Origin of the sequence: Geomicrobium sp. JCM 19037 (assembly GCF_000698105.1) — a bacterium.
In the GTDB taxonomy this organism is placed as follows: domain Bacteria; phylum Bacillota; class Bacilli; order Bacillales; family Marinococcaceae; genus Geomicrobium_A.
The window spans coordinates 1-24682 of record NZ_BAWZ01000033.1; the positions used below are offsets into that span (position 1 = coordinate 1).

Annotated in this window: 23 protein-coding genes and 5 pseudogenes; 17 read left to right on the forward strand and 11 right to left on the reverse strand. The window is 43.7% G+C overall.

The genetic code is table 11. The features are described 5' to 3' along the window. Positions 1–988 precede the first annotated feature (988 nt). Entirely contained in the window at positions 989–1483 is a 495-nt protein-coding gene (locus tag JCM19037_RS16500; RefSeq protein ID WP_042403093.1) for a phosphatidylglycerophosphatase A, read from the reverse strand. Between the two features lie 174 nt (positions 1484–1657). On the opposite strand from JCM19037_RS16500, the gene JCM19037_RS16505 reads away from it, so the two are divergent. From JCM19037_RS16505 to JCM19037_RS16525, 5 genes and pseudogenes are all read left to right on the forward strand, one after another. Next, positions 1658–1975, forward strand: a complete 318-nt coding sequence (locus JCM19037_RS16505) for a hypothetical protein (RefSeq protein WP_042403095.1) — start codon at positions 1658–1660, stop codon at positions 1973–1975. A 38-nt stretch (positions 1976–2013) separates the two neighbouring features. Continuing rightward, positions 2014–2622 (forward strand): hypothetical protein, encoded by a 609-nt coding sequence (locus tag JCM19037_RS16510; protein WP_042403099.1) that lies wholly within the window; start codon positions 2014–2016, stop codon positions 2620–2622. A 124-nt stretch (positions 2623–2746) separates the two neighbouring features. Then, positions 2747–4086 (forward strand): annotated as a pseudogene (locus tag JCM19037_RS16515) (homoserine dehydrogenase). After that, positions 4052–5008, forward strand: a complete 957-nt coding sequence (gene thrB / locus JCM19037_RS16520) for a homoserine kinase (protein WP_238544770.1) — start codon at positions 4052–4054, stop codon at positions 5006–5008. The pseudogene JCM19037_RS16515 and the gene thrB overlap by 35 nt, the downstream one beginning before the upstream one ends. A gap of 479 nt (positions 5009–5487) precedes the next feature. After that, positions 5488–5847 (forward strand): hypothetical protein, encoded by a 360-nt coding sequence (locus tag JCM19037_RS16525; protein ID WP_042403101.1) that lies wholly within the window; start codon positions 5488–5490, stop codon positions 5845–5847. Between the two features lie 519 nt (positions 5848–6366). Here the strand turns inward: JCM19037_RS16525 and JCM19037_RS16530 are convergent. Continuing rightward, on the reverse strand, positions 6367–6609 hold the full coding sequence (locus tag JCM19037_RS16530; protein ID WP_238554380.1) for a NifU family protein: 243 nt from the start codon (positions 6607–6609) through the stop codon (positions 6367–6369). A 119-nt stretch (positions 6610–6728) separates the two neighbouring features. Between JCM19037_RS16530 and JCM19037_RS16535 the strand changes: the two genes are divergently transcribed. Then, the gene (locus tag JCM19037_RS16535; protein ID WP_042403104.1) at positions 6729–7043 is read left to right on the forward strand and encodes a YuzD family protein; all 315 of its coding nucleotides are present in this window, start codon (positions 6729–6731) and stop codon (positions 7041–7043) included. A 35-nt stretch (positions 7044–7078) separates the two neighbouring features. On the opposite strand, the gene JCM19037_RS16540 is transcribed toward JCM19037_RS16535, so the two are convergent. Then, the gene (locus JCM19037_RS16540) at positions 7079–8158 is read right to left on the reverse strand and encodes an NAD(P)/FAD-dependent oxidoreductase (protein WP_042403106.1); all 1080 of its coding nucleotides are present in this window, start codon (positions 8156–8158) and stop codon (positions 7079–7081) included. Between the two features lie 255 nt (positions 8159–8413). On the opposite strand from JCM19037_RS16540, the gene JCM19037_RS16545 reads away from it, so the two are divergent. From JCM19037_RS16545 to JCM19037_RS25235, 11 genes and pseudogenes are all read left to right on the forward strand, one after another. Beyond that, positions 8414–8650, forward strand: a complete 237-nt coding sequence (locus tag JCM19037_RS16545) for a DUF1450 domain-containing protein (RefSeq protein ID WP_042403109.1) — start codon at positions 8414–8416, stop codon at positions 8648–8650. A 15-nt stretch (positions 8651–8665) separates the two neighbouring features. Next, positions 8666–9261, forward strand: a pseudogene (locus JCM19037_RS16550) (TetR family transcriptional regulator). A 36-nt stretch (positions 9262–9297) separates the two neighbouring features. Beyond that, positions 9298–9537, forward strand: a complete 240-nt coding sequence (locus JCM19037_RS16555) for a hypothetical protein (protein ID WP_193744790.1) — start codon at positions 9298–9300, stop codon at positions 9535–9537. Positions 9538–9562: 25 nt separating this feature from the next. After that, positions 9563–10401 (forward strand): annotated as a pseudogene (dapF, locus tag JCM19037_RS16560) (diaminopimelate epimerase). A gap of 198 nt (positions 10402–10599) precedes the next feature. Continuing rightward, positions 10600–10752 (forward strand): hypothetical protein, encoded by a 153-nt coding sequence (locus JCM19037_RS25940; protein ID WP_193744791.1) that lies wholly within the window; start codon positions 10600–10602, stop codon positions 10750–10752. Between the two features lie 174 nt (positions 10753–10926). Beyond that, complete coding sequence (locus tag JCM19037_RS16565) at positions 10927–12141, forward strand: acyl-CoA dehydrogenase family protein (protein ID WP_042403111.1); 1215 nt, start codon at positions 10927–10929, stop codon at positions 12139–12141. A 19-nt stretch (positions 12142–12160) separates the two neighbouring features. Beyond that, complete coding sequence (locus JCM19037_RS16570) at positions 12161–13375, forward strand: CaiB/BaiF CoA-transferase family protein (RefSeq protein ID WP_042403112.1); 1215 nt, start codon at positions 12161–12163, stop codon at positions 13373–13375. Positions 13376–13471: 96 nt separating this feature from the next. Then, positions 13472–14935, forward strand: coding sequence for a leucyl aminopeptidase (locus tag JCM19037_RS16575; protein WP_042403114.1), 1464 nt, complete (start codon positions 13472–13474; stop codon positions 14933–14935). A gap of 79 nt (positions 14936–15014) precedes the next feature. Further along, a pseudogene (locus JCM19037_RS24550) lies at positions 15015–15271 on the forward strand (DUF3870 domain-containing protein). Positions 15272–15381: 110 nt separating this feature from the next. Beyond that, a pseudogene (locus JCM19037_RS25230) lies at positions 15382–16252 on the forward strand (thiamine pyrophosphate-binding protein); the annotation flags it as partial. A gap of 171 nt (positions 16253–16423) precedes the next feature. Then, positions 16424–16981: a thiamine pyrophosphate-dependent enzyme gene (locus JCM19037_RS25235; protein WP_238544772.1), complete on the forward strand. Its 558-nt coding sequence runs from the start codon at positions 16424–16426 to the stop codon at positions 16979–16981. Between the two features lie 34 nt (positions 16982–17015). On the opposite strand, the gene JCM19037_RS16585 is transcribed toward JCM19037_RS25235, so the two are convergent. The 8 genes from JCM19037_RS16585 to JCM19037_RS16615 all read right to left on the reverse strand — a co-directional run bounded on the left by JCM19037_RS16585 (position 17016) and on the right by JCM19037_RS16615 (position 24623). Next, positions 17016–18308, reverse strand: a complete 1293-nt coding sequence (locus tag JCM19037_RS16585; RefSeq protein WP_042403116.1) for an ABC transporter substrate-binding protein — start codon at positions 18306–18308, stop codon at positions 17016–17018. Between the two features lie 21 nt (positions 18309–18329). After that, on the reverse strand, positions 18330–19151 hold the full coding sequence (locus tag JCM19037_RS16590) for a carbohydrate ABC transporter permease (protein WP_373901119.1): 822 nt from the start codon (positions 19149–19151) through the stop codon (positions 18330–18332). Between the two features lie 21 nt (positions 19152–19172). Then, complete coding sequence (locus JCM19037_RS16595; protein ID WP_238544771.1) at positions 19173–20036, reverse strand: carbohydrate ABC transporter permease; 864 nt, start codon at positions 20034–20036, stop codon at positions 19173–19175. Between the two features lie 7 nt (positions 20037–20043). Then, positions 20044–21108 carry an ABC transporter ATP-binding protein gene (locus JCM19037_RS16600; RefSeq protein WP_042403121.1) on the reverse strand — a complete coding sequence of 355 codons (1065 nt, stop codon included), beginning with the start codon at positions 21106–21108 and terminating at the stop codon, positions 20044–20046. 13 nt (positions 21109–21121) lie between these two features. Continuing rightward, on the reverse strand, positions 21122–21949 hold the full coding sequence (locus tag JCM19037_RS16605; RefSeq protein WP_042403123.1) for a metallophosphoesterase: 828 nt from the start codon (positions 21947–21949) through the stop codon (positions 21122–21124). A gap of 172 nt (positions 21950–22121) precedes the next feature. Then, the gene (locus JCM19037_RS25945) at positions 22122–22280 is read right to left on the reverse strand and encodes a hypothetical protein (RefSeq protein WP_193744792.1); all 159 of its coding nucleotides are present in this window, start codon (positions 22278–22280) and stop codon (positions 22122–22124) included. A 20-nt stretch (positions 22281–22300) separates the two neighbouring features. After that, complete coding sequence (locus JCM19037_RS16610) at positions 22301–22636, reverse strand: hypothetical protein (RefSeq protein ID WP_042403125.1); 336 nt, start codon at positions 22634–22636, stop codon at positions 22301–22303. Between the two features lie 382 nt (positions 22637–23018). Then, positions 23019–24623 (reverse strand): ABC-F family ATP-binding cassette domain-containing protein, encoded by a 1605-nt coding sequence (locus tag JCM19037_RS16615; protein ID WP_042403127.1) that lies wholly within the window; start codon positions 24621–24623, stop codon positions 23019–23021. Between the last annotated feature and the right edge of the window lie 59 nt (positions 24624–24682).

The window sequence follows — 24682 nt, forward strand, 5'->3', positions numbered from 1 at the left end:
CCTCCGCTTGTGCTCGCTGTGTCTACTTTGTATTCCAGACTACAAGTGCAACATCGGTGGTCAAAGTACGCCCCCCGTGTTTTCTATGTACTCCAGAGCATAAGTGAGACATCACCTCAACGCTTCGGTGTGAGGAAAGAAGACCAAATGCCCCATATATGCATATATGTGACACTTGGGAAAGAAAAATCATCATTCTTAACGTGGATGCGCTCATAAACGGAGTCAACGGTCACAAATCGTGATATAAGTGACCGTTGAGGTCCGAAAGTGCCCGGTTTGAGATCTGGATTGTCACATAAGTAAGAGGTCATCACATGCTTGTGCCAGGTGGTGAACCTTAGTCATGACTTTTTACCCTTCGGCAAACGTTTTTCGTGTTGTCCGCAACCCTTGCAGTGATCACTACGATCGGCAACGACATTGTCGATGTGAGATCGGCTTCATCAGTTATTAGCTAGGCGTTTGCCTTAAAGACTGATTTCGTTCACAGGTTCAGTGCATTTCTTTCGTTCAACTGATCTATATAGAATGGACGTGAAGTTTTCCTGATTTGCGCTGTTGTGTGGGAGGGTTAGACCAGTGCGGGGTGCCATCTTGCGCGCAGTCTGTTCCAGCTGGAGCGCAGATTCTAGCTGAAGTGCCAACGACACGCCTCGCAGGGCCGAAATGTAACCGCACTCGGTTCGGCGCGACTTGCGCCGATATCATGTGGGTATTTCAGAGCGAGGATGTACATGTGAGCCGTTAATCTGTTACCGAGTTCACTCATTCATAGGCCGTTCTAGCGCAACAGTTCATTAATATTTATATGAATTGATTTCTCCACCCATTTAGAATATCTCATGAATAAAAGAAGCGGATATCCTCTAATGGGACGTCCGCTTCTTCTATGCCTTTACACAAAGTATGTTTCTTATATGTTGCAAGAATAATCTGTAGGTGCCAGCGAAAACGTTGAAGAGGTGATCATTGTGCCGAGGGAGAGTTAGTCCGGTACTTCAGCACCTTCTTCTGAGTGGGCAAGTCGACTGGACGCCGCGGCTGCGATCGCACCGACGATATCGTCCAAAAATGTATGGCACTTTCCATCAGCATGGTCATTCAGTTTTGCGATGATGCCAGGTTTAATCTTATCGACATAGCCGAAGTTTGTGAGTCCGATGGAACCGTACACATTAACGATCGCTAAGGCGATGATCTCATCAATGCCATATAACCCTTCATCGGACGCCACGATGTCTTGTAGCGGTTGTTGTAATTTGCCTTCTTCGGCGAGTTGGTCAAGCTCTATTCCTGTGAGCAGTGCATTTTGCACTTCCCGTTTGGACAATACGCGAACGACATTATATTTGCATGTCGCTTTCGTTAAATTCTCCACATAAGGGGTTTGTAAATCAAAGACGAGATCTGTGATATCGTCAACAGTTACCCCTCTAGACTCTAACCGCTCGATCGCTAATTCAATGGATAGTGTTTTCACGTGTAAAACGCCCCTTTAAACAATATGGTAATGTTTACCCTCATATGAGAAATACAAACGTGCGGGATCATCAATAACTTTGTGCACCTCATCATAGAATATAAGAATATGCGGAGGTGGTCAGATGTTTGAAAGAAATATATACGATCAGTACGGTTTTCATTGTGATGAGCGGTGGCAACTTGGTCGTATGAAGGGTTTGATTCTGGTGGTCATTCTTATCTCGTCACACCTTATTCTCGACAAGAAGACAGCATGCTTATTCAATTTGAATGGGCAAAACAGTTGCAAAATGCAGGGATTGCAGAAATTGCCCAGCCTGTAAATACAGTAGGTGGGGGAAGTGTGGCAAAGATTGATGGTGCGCAACAACTCGTGTTCATGCTGCCGCAATTTGATGAACGACGAGCTGGGGAACTTCTCACAGAAGGAGGACAACTCGCCCACATCCACGACGTCAGCATGGTTGGGTACCAAATGTTCCTGACTTAAACTATTTAGGGCAGTGGTTAGACATTTGGGAGCGGAGAATGGGTCAGGTTGAAAGTTGGCATCAGCAAGTGGATGCACGGCGACAGAAAAACGATTTTGATCGGGAGTTTTTGTACACATTCCCATATTATTTAGGAAGAGCAGAGACGGCAATGCAGTGGCTCGTTGAAGAAGGAAGAGAGCCGTTGCTTCAATCATATGACGGCTCAATTAATCATACAAGGTTCTCCAATCGGTCTTGGTTTGCTACAAACGAACGGACGACTCAAGTGAAGCTGCCGTTAGAGTTTGTGTATGATCACCCAGCAAGAGATCTCGGTGAACGCTTACGGGCGGAATATCGAGAAGGGCGATTTGAAGATGGCTATTCTTTTATTTCTGAGTATCAAAATGGTCGAACACTTTCTCAAGGAACGTGGTCACTCATCGGTGCGCGTCTTTTACTTCCACTTACGTATATCGAAACGATTGAAAATCATTATATGAATGAAGGCACGCATGCGGAGAACCGTTCAGCAGACATTACAAACTTTGAAAGGGAGCTTGCCCAAGAAGAACGGTATTTACGCTACACCGCACAATGTTTGATGGAACATTTACCCTCAACAACCGCGGGTTCGTGGTTTACTCGAAGAAATTTCGCATGAAAATGTAAGTTTCCCCCTTGTAAAGTCTTCCTATTCGGTCTATAATGTCCATATTAAATAGACATTTGTTTTTCTCTAGTGAACAAGAGAGGTAGTCAAGTGATCGGAACAGGGGTGGACATTGATGAGTAGCAAACAAATTGTGGTTGGACTGCTAGGGTTAGGTACAGTAGGGAGTGGGATGATGCACATCCTCACTCACCACAAGGAGAAGTTGCAAACGAAAACCGGGGCAGAAGAGATCATTGTTCGCAAAGTCCTGGTTCGTGATCCGCGTAAAGAAAGAGATCAACGCATTGCCATTGAGCAATTTACGACTGACGGCCAAGAGGTTGTCACTGACCCTGACATTGATATTATTATTGAAGTAATGGGTGGAATAGATGAAGCGAAAAACTTAATTGAGACGGCGCTTGATCAAGGGAAACATGTGGTGACGGCGAATAAAGATTTACTTGTCCTACACGGTGAAGAGTTGTTGAAGAAAGCACAAGAGAACAATTGCTTGCTCTTGTATGAAGCGAGTGTGGCAGGTGGCATCCCGATTTTGCGAACGTTAAACGAAGGGCTTGTCGCTGATCACATTACAAAAATGATCGGAATTGTAAATGGAACGACAAACTATATGCTTACGAAAATGTCAAAAGAGGACTTAACGTATGACGAGGCGTTAAAAGAAGCACAAGAAAAGGGATTTGCAGAAAGCGACCCGACCGCAGACGTCGGCGGTCTTGACGCTGCTCGTAAAATGGTTATTTTATCTCGCCTTGGTTTTTCTGAATCCATTGATTTGGATCGTGTGTATGTGAGGGGCATGACTGGTGTTGCACCTGAGGATATTGATTACGGCAAACAGTTAGGGTTCACGATGAAGCTGATCGGTCTAGCAAGTCGTAGCGAAGATGAATTGGAAGTGTCTGTCGAGCCGGTGTTTGTTCCCAATGCCCATCCACTTGCTTCGGTAAACGATGAATATAACGCGGTTTATGTTTATGGGGAAGCTGTTGGGGAGACAATGTTCTACGGACTGGTGCGGGCTCGTTGCCGACTGCATCTGCTGTTGCCTCCGATTTTGTTAACGTTGCCCGGCATGTCATTTCCCGTGATTCATCACGAATTGATGCGAATGTTGTGAAACGAGCGACTGTAAAGGAAGTTGACGATGTAGAGGCAAAGTTTTACGTTCGGCTGTACGCACAAGATGTCCGTGGTGCGTTCAAGACGATTACTTCACAGTTCACAGCACATGGAGTTAGCTTTGAAAAGCTAATGCAAAGCCCACTGGATGCGGAAGAAAAAATAGCCGAAGTCGTCATTGTTACGCACGAGACGACACGCGGGGTATTTGACCAATTGATCGAGGAATTGAATGAGCTCGACGTCGTTGAAAAGGTGATGAATCATTATCGTGTGGAAGGTGGGGTTGTAAATGTCTTGGAAGAACAAGACCTTGCCATCGTCTGAAGCCAAGCCACTGATGAAAATTTCAGTACCAGCAAGTTCTGCGAATCTCGGTCCAGGGTTTGATTCGATTGGATTGGCGGTAAATCGATATTTGCATCTGGAAGTGTACGCGGCAGAGGAATGGAAATTTACATCCTCATCTATCCACTTGGCGAACATTCCTAAAGGTAAGAAGAACATGGTATACAAAGTGGCGCGAGCACTTGCTGCTACGAAAGGCAAAGAATTGCCAGCTTGTCACGTGCATATGCACTCAGATATTCCATTAGCCCGGGGGTTGGGTAGTTCAGCAGCAGCAATTATTGCCGCAATTGAACTGGCGAACCAGTTGGCAGACTTGCAGCTGACGAGTGAAGAGAAGCTCCGGTTTGCTAGTGTTCTTGAAGGTCATCCCGATAACGTTGGTGCATGTTTGTACGGGGGATTGACTGTCGGTATGCACACTGAACAATTTACTCGAGTCGTACTGCAGCAAATTCCAAGTTTAGACCTTGTGCTTATGGTCCCTTCTGAGGAATTACTAACGTCAGAATCTCGACAAGTGTTGCCAGACCAGCTTGATTACAAGGAAGCCATTCGGGGCAGTGCATGTGCCAATGTGCTAGTCGCCGCTCTTCTTGCTGAGAATTACGAACTTGCAGGGACGATGATGAATCAAGACCGTTATCACCATCCGTATAGAACTGGACTCGTTCCAGGGCTAGGAGAAGCGCTTGAAGACGTCAAGTCATACGGTGTTTACGGTGCGGCATTGAGTGGTGCAGGGCCTACAATTCTAGGTCTCGCGCCTTTTGGAAAAGGAATCGAAATCGCTGAACAAATTGCAATTGATTATCCGCAATATGAAGTGACAGCGGCAAAGCCGTGTGCCCAAGGCGTGGTAGTTGAACAGAATTCATTCAATATCGCTCTTTCATCATGAGGAAAGCTCGAGCACAAGAACTAGTCACATCGTTCTTGTGCTTTTTAGCGTGTGCCCAGTATGTGTGTGGATGCTATCGGTAGAGTATTGAACGGTGAACTTCGATTTAAAGTGCGTATAGTAACCGAAAACGGTCGATGTCCATGACTTATCAACGAAGCGCATACGAGTAAAGGGTGACAAATGGACGAACCATGAGCTCTTATTTAGCAGGAATCTAACCATAGACATATCTTTGGTTAGATTTTTAGTTTCTATGGTGCGATTTTTCAGTTGTAGACGTTACAAAACATCGAGAATCGTACTATAAAGGGTTAATCTCACGCACCCCACCCCCAACTCGCCAGACGTTTATAGAAGGGTTCCAAATTGTCACGGGTGTGAACGGATTCCTGTGGTTCGCCATCTTCTGCTCAAATTTGCTCATTAGCACATCATCATTGGAGTGCACATACGATGGTAAAAAAGGGGGAAAATGGATGCAGAGATGGTATCGTCCGTACCATTTTTATCAGCACAATCCTGCTTATCGAAATTACCCACCTGCAGACCCAACGATGTTGACTGAGTCCGTCCAGGAAATTCAACTGTTACTCCAACAAAGTCAAACGTTACTTCACGCCTTTGAAAATCAGGAGTTTTCATATCAAGTCATTAACGCTGCCCAACAAGGGCAAGATGAACATGTGGACCACCTTATCCACGCGATACCAGGGTTTACGGCACGAACAAACGTGAGTTATACACCAACTGGAATCGCTGTACAGCTATTCTTACCTGCGCAAAACCCACAATCAGATTGCTGTACATTATCAATGGAATTAAAGTGGGGGCAATAAATAAATCCAAGAAGCGCTTCGTGGAAGTACTCACGTTCTTCTCGCCGGCTCACTGAAAAAGGGATATTGAAAAACATATAACAATGTTTCGGTTGTTATAAGTAGAAAATTCCACATAGCTTATGTCTATGATGGGATTTTCTTAAATGAGATACCCTTTTTTGCTGGGATCCCCGCGTAGAAAGGCTACCTTCCAACATAGACCGTTTAATGATGGAATAATTTACGATCATAACGCTCCATGTTGGTGAAATTCCCACATAGATCGGCCCCGGTCACAAGTAACGTAGAGGGTGAGTCGTTTTTCAGCCCTCTCCTTTTCACAAATGGAGGTTTATAAGCTTATCCAGTCATAGCTCGGCTAGGGGAAATACACATTGCTAGGCCCACGGTTGCTGTAGACGGAGCAAGGCCGCCTATGTTTCTGTTTGAAGAAAGTTTCGTAAGTGATGTACCCATCAATCAAAAAAACCACGATTCTCATCGTGGTTTTTTGTATGAAATCCTGTAAACAGGCATTTAGAATACTTGTTCAATCTCCACTACACCTGGGACTTCTTCAACGAGCGCACGCTCAATGCCTGCTTTTAGCGTAATTGTCGATGAAGGGCAAGTACCGCAAGCGCCCATGAGACGAACTTTCACAATCCCATCCTCAATATCGACGAGCTCAACGTCGCCACCATCGCGAAGAAGGAACGGGCGGAGTTTCTCAAGTACTTCTTGTACTTGACCTGTGATATCTACTGTTTCTGTCATCATAAACACTCCTTTCTTTACCACCTATTATAATACCCAAAGGTGTAAAAATCCATGTTTAGGGTTATTTTTTCTCTAATTCGTTGTAAAATGGAGTCACAACTGGAAAGGGGACGGTCTTTATGGGAATTGAGGTTGCGGTTTACGGCGCCGAAAAAAAATGCGCAAGTTGTGTGAACTTGCCTTCATCCAAAGAGACGATGGAGTGGCTCCAAGCCTTGTTACACCGGAAGTATCCTGAACAACTGTTTCAGTTTGAGTACATTGATATTGGGCAACCGAAACAAGGTTATGAACAAATGGCTGAAGAAATTATTGAAGAGGATCGGTTTTATCCGCTTGTGACGATTAATGGAGAAATTGTTGCTGAAGGAGATCCAAAGCTAAAAGTCATTTATCGTACAGTTGACGACATTATTAACCGAGAAGCAGTATAGAAAAAGGAGACGGGCAACATTGCCCCGTCTCCTTTTTAAACGCCGCTATGGTATTTATACATCCAGAGGACGCCACTTTTTAATATCCGCGCGACACGTCCTTTAACAGAAGCTTTGTCGCCCATCACACCGAAGCCTTTTTTCTTTCCTAAAGAACCGAGGGTTCCTTTTAGTTTCATTTCAGGCATCGTTTCAGGTAAAGGCTCTCCTGCCCATTGCTTTTTAAGGATCATCACAATTTGCTCACCTTGTTTTTCAGCAAGTTGTCCACTCGGTGCATACGGAAGACTTGCACAGTCTCCAACGACAAATACATCGGGGTGATTTGGAATGTGATGATGCTTTGTTAAAATAATATGTCCTTTACGGTCTTGTTCAACTTCCATATTCCGAACGACTTCAACAGGCTGCACGCCCGCAGTCCAAATGACGGCATCCGACTGTACACGTTCATCGTGATTGTAGAGCGCACCGTCGCTCACTTTCGTAATATTGGAGTTGCTAACGATATCGACATCATGTTTTTCAAACCAAGAAGTAACATAGGTACTTAACCGTAATGGGAACATCGGTAGAATCGTTTCTCCTCGATCAAACAGATGAATGGTCAAATCGTGGCGACTCTCACGCAATTCAGCGGCCAACTCTACGCCAGAAAGTCCGGCTCCGACAACTGAAACGGTAGCGCGAGGTGGTAAGTTACTAATGGCTTCGTAAGTTTTCCTTGTGCTTTCCATGCTTTGAATACTATGTGTATGCTCGCTAGCCCCTGGGACACCGTGGTATTTGTCTTCAGCACCGAGACCGATGACGAGCTTGTCATAGCTTAAAGTCTCTGGGTCGTGCTGATCACCAGAAAGCGTTATCGTTCTTGATTCAACATCAATGTGTTGAACGTGTCCAAAGTGTCTGCGCACATGTTTTGGGAAAGGAACACGAATATCGTGATCTGATTCTGTGCCTGCTGCTAGCGCATAATACTCCGTTTTTATACAATGGTAAGGAAGTTTGTCAACGAGAACAATCTCGTAGTCTTCAGGCAAGTCTTTTGCGCTTAACTGTTGCATAATCTTCATGCCACCGTAACCGCCGCCCAATATGACAAGTTTTTTCATAGTGAAGGACCCCTTTTGTTGAAAAATGACACTGGTTGAGCGATTCGCGTGATCGGCTCTCGTTAAATCGCTCGCTGAAAACAGAATCTATGTAAAAATCATTTCGTAAGGATTGCACCTCTTAAAGTATAACGATTCTCTTCAATCCTGACAACAACTGTTATAAGTAGTTTCAAAACCGTTGATCTAGTCTAAAGATTGACGGTAGCTATAGGGATTGGATACGATGACACAAAGGCAGGATGGTGAAGACGTTTGATCCCTATTGTAGAATTTTGTATGAGCAACCTTGCCGAAGGTACCCATCCCGTACTAGAGGCGTTAGAAAGAGATGCAGATATAGATGTGGTAGAATATGGATGTTTAGGGAAATGCACCCTTTGTGCCAAGAAAAACTACGCCATCGTTGAAGGAAAAATAATTTCTGGTAGCTCTGCAGATGAGCTGCTTGAGAAGATCTATAAAGAACTTGAAGACAATGATTGGATATAGCCATGATGATGTATTATGAATTATTTAGAGGTGAACCGTTTGGATAAAAAGGAGCGTATCGTACAAGCTGCCATTGACGTGTTCAAAGAGAACGGGATTGAGCGTACGAAAGTATCAGATATCGTCAAAGCTGCAGGCATAGCACAGGGCACGTACTATTTGTATTTTTCTTCTAAGCTCTCCGTTATGCCAGCCATTGCGGAAGAGCTAGTCAACACCCTTGTGAAGAAACTCGAAAAAACCGTCGATAAAAAGGGACGCTTCTCGAAGCAGCTCGAAGATATTATAGCAACGGTCTATGATAATCTAAAAGAATATCGGGAGCTTCACGCCCTCGTTTACGCAGGGCTCGCATCTACCGAGCATTTGCGCGAGTGGGAAGAGATTTACGAGCCGTTCTATGCATGGATGACATTGCGGCTGGAAGAATCACAAAGAAACGAGATGATCGGGGAACACGTTGAGCCGAGCAGTAGTGCGAGCTTGTGATTGGGGTTATTGAAAGCAGTGCAGAACAAGCTTATTTACACGCTGCTCCTCCAGAAGAAGAGATTGTCAAACAAAAACGAGCGTTGTTGCAGTTTGTGCAACATGCTCTGCACGTTACGTAAACATTGCTTGAATAATGTAAGGGAGAAGATGAGAGAATGGAGTTGCTTCCGTTTCAGAACACGTGGCCGTATGATCGCATCGGTGGGGACGTCTATTTTGACGAGTGCCCAAAGTGCAGTGAGCCGAATGTGTTAACCTATATGAAACAAAAACAATTGCGCGATGCATTTGATGGTGTGAAAACGACATTGATTTTGCCATGTTGCAACTATTCTATGGTGATTATGCATGCTGATGATGACTATTTTTGGACGACGGAACGTTTAAGGAAATGAGGAACTGCTTGTGAAATTTACGAAAATGCATGGACTGGGCAATAGTTATATTTATGTAGACGATTTCATCATGAAATCCCTAAAGAAGAACAATTAAAAAACACAGCGATTCGCGTCGCCAATCCGTACACAGGCATTGGCTCAGACGGAATGATTTTAATATTGCCTTCAAATACGGCGGATGTTCGTATGCGCGTGTTCAATAATGATGGATCAGAGGCGAAAAACTGTGGGAATGGGTTGCGATGCGTCTCCAAATATGTGTATGAAGCGAGTATTGTCCGGTCAAACACATTCACGATTGAAACGTTAGGAGGGATCGTCACTGCAGAAGTGCATCCAACAGAGAAGGGTCATGTGGATGAAGTAACCGTCGACATGGGCATTCCTGCACTCGAACGCGCGGCGATCCCTATGCGAGGAAACGAAGATGAACTAGTCATAAATGAACGTATTTCTTTCGGCGAACAAGTGCACGCTCTCACAGCGGTATCAATGGGCAATCCACACGTGGTTCTTTTCTCTGACCATTTAGACACGGCTCATGTGCAAACCGTCGGTCCGCTCATTGAACAAGCGGCAATTTTTCCAGAAGGAACAAATGTAGAATTTATTCAGATGAAAACTGAACAAGAGATTGATTTCGCTGTATGGGAAAGGGGCAGTGGCATCACACAAGCTTGTGGCACCGGTGCATGTGCTGCAGTTGTGGCGGCCGTCTTGAATGGGAAAAGTAAGAAAGACGAGGAAGTAACCGTTCATTTGCCAGGTGGAGACCTTTACATTACGTGGTCGAGTGAAAATGATCATGTATGGATGCGTGGAAAAGCCGCGACCATCTGTTCAGGAGAGTTCTATTTCTAGTGATCTTCATTAACTTTTTGAAATCCAGTCATTTGGCGTCACTCTTACTTCGTTGCTGCATAGTTTAAAGTATCAAAGCTAAGGGGCAACGCAGCATGGATGGAGAGAAATATGTAACATACATTCAGCGATTTTTCAGCCAATATCCTGAAGAGCCCCGTGTCTATACGTTTTTTTTTAGACGGGGTTTTTCATTGGATGGAAAGCGATTATATTATCGGGGAAATTCTGATGGCTTCGGATGAAGACTTAAAAGAAGTCCATCAAATTCTAAAGAGCATGGTTCACACGGAGGACAGCATCCATCGGTTTTTGGAGCTGATGGCAAAAGCCTATGTGATCGCAGAATAATTCTGAAAGAATTGACAAATGATCAAACTAGTCATATAATTGTGACCAAATGATGAACTGTTCAAGTCTTATGCTGCCTAGCCATGGTGATCTCTAAGACTGTCAGCCAGTTTACTTTTAATGGGAGTAGACTGGCTTTTTTGCGTCTACAAATGAGAATGGAGAGGGTATACGATGAATTTTACATTAAGCGATGAACAAAAAATGGTTCAGAAAACGGTACGCAATTTTGTGGATAAAGAGATTATTCCGCACATCGGTGAGTGGGATGAGAACATGCACTTTGAACGCAGTGTAGTTGACCAAATGTCCACCCTTGGATTTATGGGCATTTGTATTCCTGAGCAATATGGTGGAAGCGGTATGGATTACAACACACTTGCCATTGTATGTGAAGAGTTGGAGCGTGGGGATACCGCGTTTCGGACGGCTGCGTCTGTACACATCGGTCTCAACAGCATGACGATTTTACAATGGGGGAACGAAGAACAAAAACAAAAATACTTAACGCCACTAGCGCAAGGCGAGAAGATTGGCGCGTTCGGATTGACAGAACCGAATGCAGGTTCTGACGTGGCTGCGATGAATACAACAGCGAAGAAAAATGGCGATCACTATGTGCTGAATGGGTCAAAGACATGGATTTCCCTTTGTGATGTAGCAGACACATTTATCGTATTTGCGTATACCGGCGAGAAAGACAAAAAGCATTCCAGCATATCGGCATTCATCGTGGAACGTGATTTTGAAGGCTTCAGCTCGAAAGCGATTAAAGGCAAGCTTGGCATTCGTGCAGGAAATACAGGCGAAATCTTCTTTGACAACGTAAAGATTCCAAAAGAAAATCTGTTAGGTGAAGAAGGAGAAGGGTTCAAAATTGCAATGTCGGCGTTGGATAATGGTCGTTTCACTGTCGCTGCAGGCGCATGTGGTCTCATTATGGCAAGCCTTGAAGCATCTGTGTCTTACTGCCATGAACGAAAGACATTTGGTACAGAGATTGGGAAGCATCAACTCGTCCAACAGATGATTGCCAACATGGAAGCCAACCTACAAATCAGTCGCTTGCTCGTTTTCAAGGCAGGGGAATTGAAAAACGAAGGCGTTCGGAATACTCGGGAAACATCGCTTGCCAAATGGCAATCGTGTAACTTTGCAAACGAAGCAGCGAATGATGCTGTTCAAATACATGGAGCATACGGTTATTCCAATGAGTACCCTGTTGAGCGGTATTTACGTAACTCAAAAGCTCCAGTAATCTATGAAGGAACGCGTGAAATTCATACACTGATGCAAGCACGATATGCGCTAGGGTATACAGAAGATAAACCACTCCGAAAGATGTTACCTGCGTGGCCTTTTGAAAAGTCAACAGTCGCACAAGACTAACTCATACAGGAGGTAGATGATGCAAGGAGCACTAAAAGGTGTGAAAGTCCTCGATCTTTCTAGAGTATTAGCAGGACCGCTCGGCACGATGTTGCTTGCCGATTTAGGAGCAGAAGTTGTGCGTGTTGAGCAGCCTGGAGGAAGTGACGACATTCGGCACTGGTGGCCGTTCGCTGGGGAAGAAAGCACGTACTACTTGTCGGCAAATCGCAACAAAAAGTCCATCACTTTGAACTTAAAAAGTGAGCGAGGGCGGAGCTTGTTTGAAGATATGGTCCAAAAGGCCGATGTGGTCGTTGAGAACTTTAAAGCCGGAACACTCGCACGACTCGGCTTAAGTTATGAGCATCTCACTTCAATAAATTCGAAAATAATTCTCTGCTCTGTGACTGGGTACGGTCAAGATGGTCCTTATCATAAACAGCCAGGGTATGACCCTGTCATTCAAGCAGTCGCTGGACTTATGGATGTCACTGGCGAAGCAGATGGAGAGGCGACACGTGTCGGCACACCAGTTGTAGATATTATGACTTCCCATTATGTGTGCATTAGCATTCTAGCGGCATTACGTTCACGAGACGAGAGTGGAAAAGGGCAGCACATTGATCTCTCTTTGTTAGATGTTCAAGTGAGTTCCCTAGCCAACATCGCTAGTAGCTACTTAATGAACGGACATGTGTCAAAGCGGGCAGGAAATGCACATGGGAATATTACACCATATGAAACCTTTCTTTGTCGTGATAAGCCGCTCATGATCGCTGCAGGCAACGACCGGATGTTTGCTGCACTGTGCAACGTCATTGGTCAAGAGTCATTAGCCGAGGACCCCCGTTTTCGTACGAATGCCGACCGCATCGCTCATCGAGGTGAACTAAGAGAGATTCTTGAGTCAGTATTTAAGACAGAACGAGCAGATGCATGGGCGGAGAAATTGGCCGCAAATCAAGTGCCTTGTGGACCAGTAAACAACATTGAGCAAGTATTCCAGCATGACCAAGTGAAACATCGAGACATGGTCGTTGAGCATTCTCATTCATCACTTGGAATGTACAAAGGTGTTAGAAACCCGATTCTTTCTGATGGGAATGCGCTAGATGTCAACAGTGCACCGCCCACACTCGGAGAACATACAACGTCATTTTTGTCGGAATGGTTTAATTTTGATCAAAAAACGATTGATGATCTAAAAAAGAGGGTATCATATAGACAGAGGCTTTTTGCTCTGTGCAATTGAACAAACGTGGCTAACTGTTGCAGAAGATGCAGGAGTAGCCTTCGTTTGTTTTTATGTTTATGCGTACAGAGAATTTTCAGTTGGGGGCGAAACAGCATGTATACGTATAAAAAAGAATGGTCGTTAGAAACAAACGAATCAGCGGTAATTATTGGTGTCGGCACGGAAGATGCCGGATTACCAGACGCATTAACGCATGGAACGAAGGATTTACATGATTTGCTTAACAAGAAATATTCCCACATAAAAAAGCAAAAAGGAAAAGTGATAAGCTTTACGGTCCCATCAGGAAGTGAATGGACGACGCTTATTTTTGTTGGCAAGGGGGACGATACGGAAATTTCATCTTTGAAAGAGGCATTAGGCGCAGGTTTCCAAGCTGCTTCAGACGATGCGAAAGTAGCGGTGTTAATCGATACATTTACGAATGATCGCTTTGATTCTTCCGATGTTGCACAAGTAGCTGCAGAGATGGGCCATGTGTCCACATACACCTTTGATGCGTACAAAACAAATAAACAAGAAAAGCCAGATCAAAGTATCACATTCTATACGAACGGTGAGGCGAATGAGGCGGCTATTGTAGCTGGTACAGCGACGGCGAAAGGGGTAAATCTGGCGAGAACACTCGTAAACATTCCGGCCAATGATTTGACGCCAGTAGCGCTTGCTGGTGAAGCAAGAGCATTGGCAAGCCGTTTCGACCATTTCTCATTTGATGTGTTGGGCAATGAACAACTTGAAGAAATGGGTATGGACGCGTTACTTTCAGTGAACAAAGGTTCAGATCTGCCAGCACAAATGATTGTTCTTCGATATCAAGGGCAAGAAACGTGGAGTGAACCCCTCACTTTTGTCGGAAAAGGTTTAACTTATGATACTGGCGGGTATTCATTGAAACCAGCGGATGGTATGAAAACGATGAAGTCTGACATGGGTGGTGCAGCTTCCGTTCTTGGTGCGATGGAAGTCGTGGGTCACCTTCAGCCAGACGTGAATGTAATGGCCGTCATCCCGTCTACAGAGAACATGGTAAATGGACAGGCTATGCGTCCCGGTGACGTGATTGGCTCCTTTGATGGGCAAACGATTGAGGTGACGAATACCGATGCTGAAGGTCGACTTGCTCTAGCGGACGGAGTGTCTTATGCAAAGCATCTCGGTGCAGCGAAGATTGTTGATGTTGCAACCCTTACAGGTGCATGTGTCGTTGCCCTCGGTGACGTCGTTACGGGTTCGGTATCGAATAACGATGATTTTTATGCTCAAGCAGAAGCAGCAGCGAAACAATCAGGAGAAGCGATCTGGCGTTTTCCGACACATCCTCATTATTATGAGATGCTTAAGCAAACAGACGTTGCTGACTTGAATAATGCTCCAGGTCGATTAGCAGGAAGTATTACGGCAGGTCTTTTCATACAATCATTTGTAAAAGACACTCCATGGGTTCACTTGGATATTGCCGGTACATCATTCCTTGATCGTGTCACGCCAATGGGGCCAAAAGGTGGAACTGGCGTGATGGTACGTACATTGGCAACAATGGCGTTAGATCAGTAGACGAATCGCAAAGGAGAGGGTCTCGATCGCATTTCAACATACTCGTTTTATCGCAGGACATGCAAAGTTACCACAAGGTATGGCAGCGAAAAGCGTGTTCGACACATTAACCATTACCGCGGAAGTTGATTATAAGTATGGCGTGATCCTTGAAGCTTCTTGTACATTAGCGACTGATCATGGCCGCCAGTACATCCACGACCTTCTTAAAGGGATTAGCCTTAGGGAAGGCCCAGAGGAAGCGGAGAAATCGTCGAGGAGTATTATAAAGGCAAGGCCGCGAACGCGCTTGTTGCGGCTGTTAGAGATCTTCATAAGCAATACGAATTGCTCTAATCTAAAGGGGGTCATGCATGTGCAGTGACCCCCTTTCTTGATTATTAAGAGGAGGAACCCACATGCGTTACCAAAAAACAATGACTGCAGGAGAAGCCGTAGTAGAGTGTATGAAGATTGAGAATGTTACACGGGCATTTACAGTGCCTGGGGAAAGTTTTTTGGCAGTACTTGATGCACTTGAAGGACAAGAGAGCATTGAATTGATCGTGAACAGGCATGAAGGCGGTGCCGGTTTTATGGCGGAAGGTACGCAAGATCCACAGGCAAGGTCGGCGTTGCTATGGCTACAAGAGGTGTTGGGGCAGCGAATATCTCCATCGCTGTGCATACTGCATTTCAAGATTCCACACCAATGGTCGTTTTCTTAGGTCAAGTGAAGCGTGAGTTTCTCGGCCGTGAAGGATTTCAAGAAGTGAACTTTGATCATAACTTCAATGAAATTGCCAAATGGACGACAGAAATTCGAGATAGTCACCGGGTTCCTGAACTCGTTCAAAAAGCCTTTCGCGTCGCGCAAACAGGTAGACCAGGTCCAGTTATTGTTTCGTTACCTGAAGATATGCTGACAGAAACGACAACGATGAATTTTGGTCCCCCGACATCCATTCCAGCTCCTTCTCCTTCAACGATTGAAGTCGAAACATTCAAACGCCTGTTTGGAGCAGCTAAGAAGCCGATCGTCATTGCAGGTGGTGGGGTAAGTTCATCAGAAGGCGAGTTGGCATTACGTCAATTTGTTGAGAAATTCAAACTACCACTCATTGCTGGCTTTCGTAGACAAGGAATTATTGATAATGATCATGAGGCGTACATTGGCCATATGGGCCTTGCCGCAGCGCCAACACTTGTGATCATTTTAAAGAAGCGGACCTTGTCATTGCGATAGGAACAAGGCTTTCAGAAGCGACTTCTCAAGATTATACGTTGTTACGATGGGACCAAACGCTTATCCATATTGATATAGACGAGAATACAATTGGAAAAGTTTATCCACCTGATTTAGGCATTGTTTCTCATGCTGTCAATGCGCTGCAAGCCTTTACTGACGTTGTGGTAGAGGGGGATTGGAGTGATTGGCAAAAAGTGTGTCGAAAGTCTCATAGTGAGTTGATGGCTGTAGAAACGGATGATTCAATTTATAGCCACGTGATGGAGACGTTAAATGAGGAATTGGATCCCAATGCCGTCATTACATGTGATGCTGGAAACTTTGCCACATGGTTGCACAACCAACTCGTCATTAAAGACTCACACCTGTTTTTAGGTCCAACGAATGGAGCCATGGGTTATGGCATCCCATCAGCGATTGGAGCAAAAATCGCAGAACCACACCGAACGGTTGTATCATTTAACGGCGACGGTGGAGGCATGATGACCATTCAAGAGATTGAAACGTCCGTCAGGCATAAAGCTCCTATCATCATCTTGCTATTTGATAACCAAAATTATGGAACCATTCGCATGCACCAAGAAATGTACTACCCAGATAAGGTGATTGGTACAGCATTAGGAGAAGTAGACTTTGCAAAAGTGGCTGAAGGGATGGGCGCGATTGGCATGGAAGTGAAATCGAAAGATGAGTTTCTGCCGGCCTTTCAAAAAGCGCTTCAACAAGATCGCACCGTGCTCATCGATATCAAATGCTTCGAAGAAAACTACGTCGCCAATCGAAAAACGTATGAAGATGTAAAGGGTTCAAAAGTGTAGAAAAAGGGATCATCAGCTGATGATCCCTTTTTTCCTACTTTAATAAGCTGTTAATGCGTACTGCTGCTTCATCTAACGCTTCTTGTGGTGTTTGATTGTACTCAATTAATGCAGATGTTATTGCATCGTTCAATATATTTTGAGCTTCGGCGTAATTCGCGTTTAGTGGACGAGGACCTGCATACTCAAGTTGGTCAACAGCTACTTTATATTGAGGAACTTGCTCGTATAAGGACTGCATTTCCTCACTTTCAATTGCAGACTCTCTCATTGGAAGATAACCTGTGTTTGTACTAGCAGTAACCGTCTGTTCCGGCTCTGTCATCCATTTAATAAATTCCCAAGCTGCCTTCTTTTCTTCGTCAGGATGTCCAGAGACCATGACAAGGTTTGCGCCACCTGTCGGTGTGCCGTATTGTTCGTTTTGAGGCATAAACGCGGTGTTCACTTCAAAGCCAGCTTCTTCAGCTATAGATAGGTAGTTTGTTAAATCAGCTGTAGAGCTGAACACCATGCCAGCGTTTTGATTAGTGAAATCTTGAAGAGCGACTTGCCCTGCTTCGTCTCCTGTAGGAACTTTAATGGTACCCTCATTGTACATTCTTTGGATAAACTCAACCGCTGCAACCCCTGGAGCTTCATTGAAAGTAGCTTCAGTCTCATCATCATTTAACACCGATCCACCGCTTTGTTTGACAAAGGCTTCGTAAAACCAAATGTTTACCGGCATGGTCATTCCGACACCGCCTTTGTCATTCGTTAATGCACGCGCATACTCCTCAAACTCTTCCCACGTTTCAGGTCCTGAAGAGTCGAGTCCGGCTTCTTCCATCATCGTTTTGTTAACATATAGAATTGGTGTACTCCGTAGATAAGGAAGCCCGTAGATGCCTTCCCCAATATAAGAGTTGCCCATTAATCCTTCTACAAAGTCGTTAAGGTCAATATTGTCTTCTTCTATATAAGATGTAAGGTCTTCGGTCATACCAGCTTCTGCAAAGGCCCCCATTGAAGCAATTTCATTAAGGGTGACATGTGGGGCATTTCCTGCTGCAATACTTGCTTGTGTTTGGGAATGCAAGTCTTCATAATTGCCTTGATAGTGCGCAGTGACAATGATATCATCTTGGACTTCGTTAAATTGTTCCACAAGCGCTTCGTTGTTCTCACCAATCTTATCGCCAAACGCATACCAATATTCTATCTCGATCGGATCATTTGAAAGCGATGCGGTTGCCTCCGGTGATTCACCTTCGCTTTCTCCACAAGCTGCAAGCATGAGTGCTGACATTGAAATGACGAGTACATAAAAATTAGGTTTCCACATTAGGGTAGCTCCTTTTTTGTATTATTTGACGCCCGTATAGACAAACGCACGAATAATTTGACGTTGAGCAAAGAAGAACATGATTAGAATCGGTACGACAAGAATCATATTTCCAGCCATCATAATATGCCAGGCAACTCCCCCTTCTACATTGGTCAATGCTGAGATTCCTACAGGTAGTGTTCGACTTGCATCTGAGGTTGTCATGACAAGTGGCCAGAAATAGTCGTTCCAATGCGTAATGAAGCTGAAAAGTAAGAGGGTAATGATTGTTGGTTTTGCCATAGGGACCATAATTTTATAAATAATCTTCCATTCACTTGCTTGGTCGAGTCTTGCGGCTTCTAGTAATTCTTCAGGTACTTGTTTAAAGCTTTGCCGTAGCATGAAAATTCCAAAAGCATTGGCTGCGAATGGTAAAATCAGTGCGAGGTGAGTATCTAAAATTCCCCAAGAGCTAAATTGTAGATACACAGGTAAAAAGATTAATTGTGTTGGAATCATAAGTGTAATCATTGTTAGCGCGAACAATGTACGATCTGCAAAGAATTGATAACGAGCAAACGCATACGCCGCAGGGACAATGGTTAGAAATTGTAGGATAAGGATGGAAAATGTGACGATTAAGCTGTTGATTAAGTATCTAAAAAAAGGGCCGGACTCCCATGCTAGGGCAAAATTTTTAAAACGAATGGTTTCAGGAATCCAGACGGGTGGAAACGTAATCGTTTCACTCAGCGACTTGACCGAAGTTACAGCCATCCAAACAAAGGGCGTAGCGAAAATGAAAATAATCAAAACGAGACCAGTGACGTTCAACAGTTTAAAAAACAATTGATGGATTCTCACGACAACCACTGCCTTTTATTGATAATGAACGCGACGACTAACGAGTAAGAAGTAAAGAACGGTAAAGATTGAAAGTACGATAAGAAGTACGACCCCAGCTGCAGAAGCATAGCCAAGCTGAAAGAAACGAAACCCATATTCATATATGAAGTAAACGAGGGTGCTTGTTGAATTTAAAGGTCCGCCCTGCGTCATAATGTCGATCGTTTCGAACACTTGAAAGCTGCTGATCACATTAATAATTACTAGAAAGAAGAGCGTTGGTGAAATTAACGGCAATGTGATCTTTAAAAAAGATGTAAATGGACTTGATTGGTCAAGTTCGGCAGCTTCGTAAAGGTACGAAGGTATGCTCTGAAGACCGGCGATAAGAATAAGTGTATTAAATCCGACGCTTTTCCAAATAGCCACAATGACTAAGGAATACAGTGCAGTGTCTGGGGAAGCTAACCATTCTGATTGGGGTAGTCCAAAAAGGTCAAGGAGCCAATTTAATAACCCATATTGCGGGTCCATTAACCACATCCAAAGCATAGCAATGGAGACAAGAGAGATAATGTGGGGGCTGAAAATTGCGCCTTGTACAAATCCATATAGCTTCGTTGGTTTGTTGATCCAAAGTGCAAGCAAAAGTGCAATAACCGTAGTGATCCCCACACTTAATAATGTGAATATGACGGTGTTCTCCACAGATTGGAGAAATTCTGGATGATCGTATAATTCACGATAGTTATTCATCCCTACAAAGTTTTTATCGGGACTTACGAAGTTCCAATCATGAAAACTTAGATATACCATATAGCCAATTGGATAGATAAAAAACAGCAAAAAACAATCAATGCGGGCGCGATCATCGTATACGGCCGGAGAGCCATCCATAAGTGGTTCATTGGACGATTCCTTTTATTTCTCGATCGACTCCTTTAGGGGGTGCAATGCATGAATTGTTTTTCTTGAAGGAGTAAATATCTTCTTCTTTCACAGTTAAGTAAAGGCTTTTCGAGTTGATTATTGGTTGTTGAAAAGTTTTTGCAAATAAGATGCCGGCAAAGGTGTCGAGTTGGTAAATGATTTCTGTGCCCAGTGTTTCACGAGTAAGGACGGTGCAGGGCAGTGAGAAGTGCATAGGGCTCGGTTGAGGTGCAAGCATTATTTTTTCAGGCCGAAACCCAATTTTAGTAGGTGTGCTTTTCTTCCATGTCGCTGCGGGCAGCATTGTTGTGTCAATAATATTCATGGGGGGTGTACCGATAAATTGTGCGGTAAATAAATTTTCAGGGTAGTCATACATCGTAAGTGGGGCAGCAATCTGCTGGACTTCACCTTTATCGAGCAAAACGATTTCGTCTGCCATTGACATCGCTTCAACTTGATCGTGTGTAACATAGATGAAAGTCGTTCCTAGCCTCTTGTGTAACTGGACAAGTTCAGCCCGCATTTGATGACGGAGTTTGGCATCTAAGTTTGAAAGCGGCTCATCAAGTATGAATACTTCTGGTTTTTTTACCATCGCTCGTGCAAGGGCAACACGTTGACGTTGTCCACCAGATAATTTTTGTGGTTTTTTGTGTAAATACGGAGTCAGCCCAACGATCTCGGTGATTTCCTCAATCAGTTGTTTTCTTTCGTATTTAGGTATTTTTCTGTTTTTTAATCCGAATTCTATATTTCCCCAAACAGTCATTGTTGGATATAGCGCGTAATTTTGAAAGACCATGGCCACGTCTCGTTTTCCTGCTGAGATATCATTTACACAGCGGTCACCAATGAAGATATCTCCGCTGCTCTGCTTTTCAAGACCAGCAATCATACGTAAAGTCGTTGATTTTCCACAACCTGAAGGACCAACGAGCACAGTAAATGAGCCATCTTTTATCTCCATGTTCATAGTAGGGATGACGGTTTCATCCCCAAATTTTTTCGTGATATTATGAAATGTGATTTTTGCCATCGCGCGATGCCTCCTAAATGAGTACGAGTTTACGGGAACGATCTGTAAAATGCCCATAAGGATCAAAAGGTGTATTTTTTTCATACAAGCTATCGTGTATTTTCTTAGCATTTTTCTTCAGTTCAATATCATCAATTTCATGGAGTGTGGTTTTTAATGTACGATTTTTTATGGAGACCGTTCTGATAACGGGGTGATCATAAACTGCAGCTGTCTGAATGTAGCACCAATTATCTTCTCGACAAATCGAGTGGGTATGGCAATGACCACAGAAAAAATAACCGCCTGGTTTATGATTTTGGAGTAATTCGTGGATGGGGTCTTCTTTAATAATAGAACCGTTAAACTCACTTGAACGTGTTGTTGTGTTGTAGAGAGGGTGATGAGAGAAAATAATGAGTGGTTCATTTTGATGGGAGTCTATTTCTTGTTTCAGCCAATAAAACTGCTCATTGTCAATAACACCACTCCAGTTATCTGGGCGCTTCTCACGTGTGGAGTCCAAGCGGATAACGCGCCCTTCACTGCAAGAATAGGCATGATAGCGTGGCTTACCTGTAAGCTGTGCAATTTCATCCTTAGTCAGCTCATAGAGATCATGATTTCCTAGTACATGTTGAAAGCTAGCAGATAAATGATTGATTTTTGCGTATATACTTTGTATTTCCTCTCGCTTCCCGTGATGTGTGAGGTCACCAATAGACACGTGAAAATCAGATTGTAAGGAGAAAAATTCAGTTAGGAAGTGTTGGAAAAAACGATTCTTTAGTTCCATCATTTCTTCTGATTCGCTTTCACCAATTGAATAGTGTAAGTCTCCAATGATTGAAAATGTAACCACGTTGCATCCCTCCAATAAGTTTTCTAGTTACATTGTAAACAACAAGTGTTGAGTACAAATGGAGGGGATTTAAATTTCGTAATAAGATGTTGAACACTCTGTTAAAAAAGTAAAAACGACCTGAACATAAAGTTCAGGTCGTTTCGTATCGTGTTAGTTTTAATAAGTTTAGTTACCACGTTTGTTCAATGACAATGTCAGTAATAAGGAAGTTCCCGGTCGTTTGGTCATAAATAAACTCATACGTTTCATCGAAATATGCGCGATTTCCTGCTCCATCTTCAATAGACGAAGTTGTAACGTCAACGGTCGCAACTTGTTCTCCGTCCACCCAATGTGGAGTCGTAACAGTTACTTCTTCAACATCATTATGAAGAAGTTGGTCAACGATGGTGTAATCTTCCCATTGAAACGGCTGAATATAAGCATCTTCATTCCATTGGTGATGAAGCGTTGCTGAAAGCTCAGGTGTATAGAAGTTTTCAAGCTCCCATCTAGGAACGCGTAATCATCTGTCATTAGAATATCCATCGTATGTTCTTGAACGAGAGATAATTCTTCGACAAGCTCCTCAGGCTGCATTTCAAATGTGTCGGCAGTGAATGGTGTCGTCTCTTCGTTAGTGTCATCAGCGGCAATCGGTGTAAAAGCCGTTACTCCCATTGCTACAAGCATGAGCGGTTTCATCAGTATTGCCCCTTTCTAATGATTTTTCTTTCTGGCCTTACTTATCTATACCCGGTAGCCAAATGTATAAACTCGAAATATTACATTTATATTAATGTTGTAACATTATTGTAATAAAGAAGGGTTACTGCACTGGAGAGGTGGGAGATCTGTTTCCAGTTACGTGCAAGACCGAGTGGGGGAATATTGCCATTGTCACATAAATGCTCTGATCGTCCTTAAGTGGCAGTCGCTTTAAGTCGGTATTCTCGTGAAGTAAAGCCAATTGGTGGACGGAAAAGGAGGTCAACTTCTTTACGTCGAGCGTAGAAAGTTAGCAAATCGAAATAAAAAACGACTGGCGAAGGGGCTTTTTATCCCTTTGCCAGCCGTTATCGTCATTTTAGGATTGTTCAATGAGGTTCATTTCTTTCAAATACTCATCGTAAGACATTTGCTTATCGTGCACCGCATTTGGTGTGAACTCTATGATACGGTTTGCAACAGTTTGGATAAACTGATGATCGTGAGAGGAGAACAGCACGGATCCTTTGAAGTCAATCAGTGCGTGGTTCACTGCTGTGATCGCTTCAAGGTCCAAGTGGTTCGTTGGCTCATCTAAGATGAGAACATTAGACCCGCTAAGCATCATTTTTGAAAGCATACAACGTACTTTCTCTCCACCTGACAATACTTTAGCTTTTTTCAACGCTTCTTCACCACTAAAGAGCATGCGACCGAGGAAGCTTCGAATAAAGCTCTCTGTCTGATCTTCTGGCGAGTACTGCCGAAGCCAGTCAACAAGTGTTAGATCAACACCTTCAAAAAACGCTGAGTTGTCTTTCGGGAAGTACGATTGGCTCGTTGTTACACCCCATTTGTACGTTCCTTCATCCGGTTCAAGTTCACCTGATAGAATTTGGAACAGCGTCGTTTTTGCGGTTTCTTCACTTCCGACAAAAGCGACCTTCTCATTAGGCTGCAATGTGAAGCTAACATTATCCAAAACTTTCTTCCCGTCAACCGTCTTTGACAAGTTCTCAACGGTTAACAAGTCGTTTCCAATGTCGCGATCAGGCTTAAATGCGACATATGGTGTTTTTCTGGAAGACGGTTTAATGTCGTTAAGTTCAATTTTGTCCAACGTTTTCTTTCGAGATGTGGCTTGCTTTGATTTGGAAGCGTTGGCGCTAAAGCGCGCAATAAATTCTTTCAGTTCTTTCACTTGCTCTTCTTTTTTACGGTTTTGATCCTTCGCCATTCTTCTTGCCAACTGGCTAGACTCATACCAGAAATCATAGTTTCCGACAAACAGTTCGATCTTGCCGTAATCAATGTCAGCAATATGGGTACATACTTTATTCAAGAAATGGCGATCGTGAGATACGACAATGACAGTGTTCTGGAAATTAATCAAGAATTCTTCAAGCCAATGAATCGCTTGAATGTCCAAGTGGTTTGTCGGCTCATCGAGAAGGAGAATGTCAGGGCTGCCGAATAGTGCTTGAGCGAGAAGAATTTTGACCTTTTCTCCACCTTCAAGCTCTGACATTTTCTTATAATGATATTCTGCACCAATGCCAAGACCATTTAAAAGTTGGGCTGCTTCATTATCAGCATCATACCCATTCATCTCGGCAAATTCACCTTCAAGCTCTGCAGCGCGCATGCCGTCTTCATCATTAAAGTCTGGCTTCATATAAATTGCATCTTTTTCTTTCATAATTTCGTATAGGCGTTTATGACCCATAATGACCGTTTCTAAAACTTCATATTCCTCATAGGCAAAGTGGTCTTGCTTTAGTACAGCAAGACGTTGGCCTTTCGCATAATGCACATGCCCATCTTGGGATTCGATTTCTCCAGAGAGAATTTTGAGGAATGTGGATTTCCCCGCGCCATTGGCGCCAATTAGACCATAGCAATTGCCTGGGTTGAACTGGATGTTTACTTCTTGGAATAATTTCTTATCCCCGTATCTTAGCCCGACATTTTCACAAGTAATCAAGCGTCATCTTCCTTTCAATGTAGAATGTATCCTAAACGTATACACGTTGTTGGCTGTAA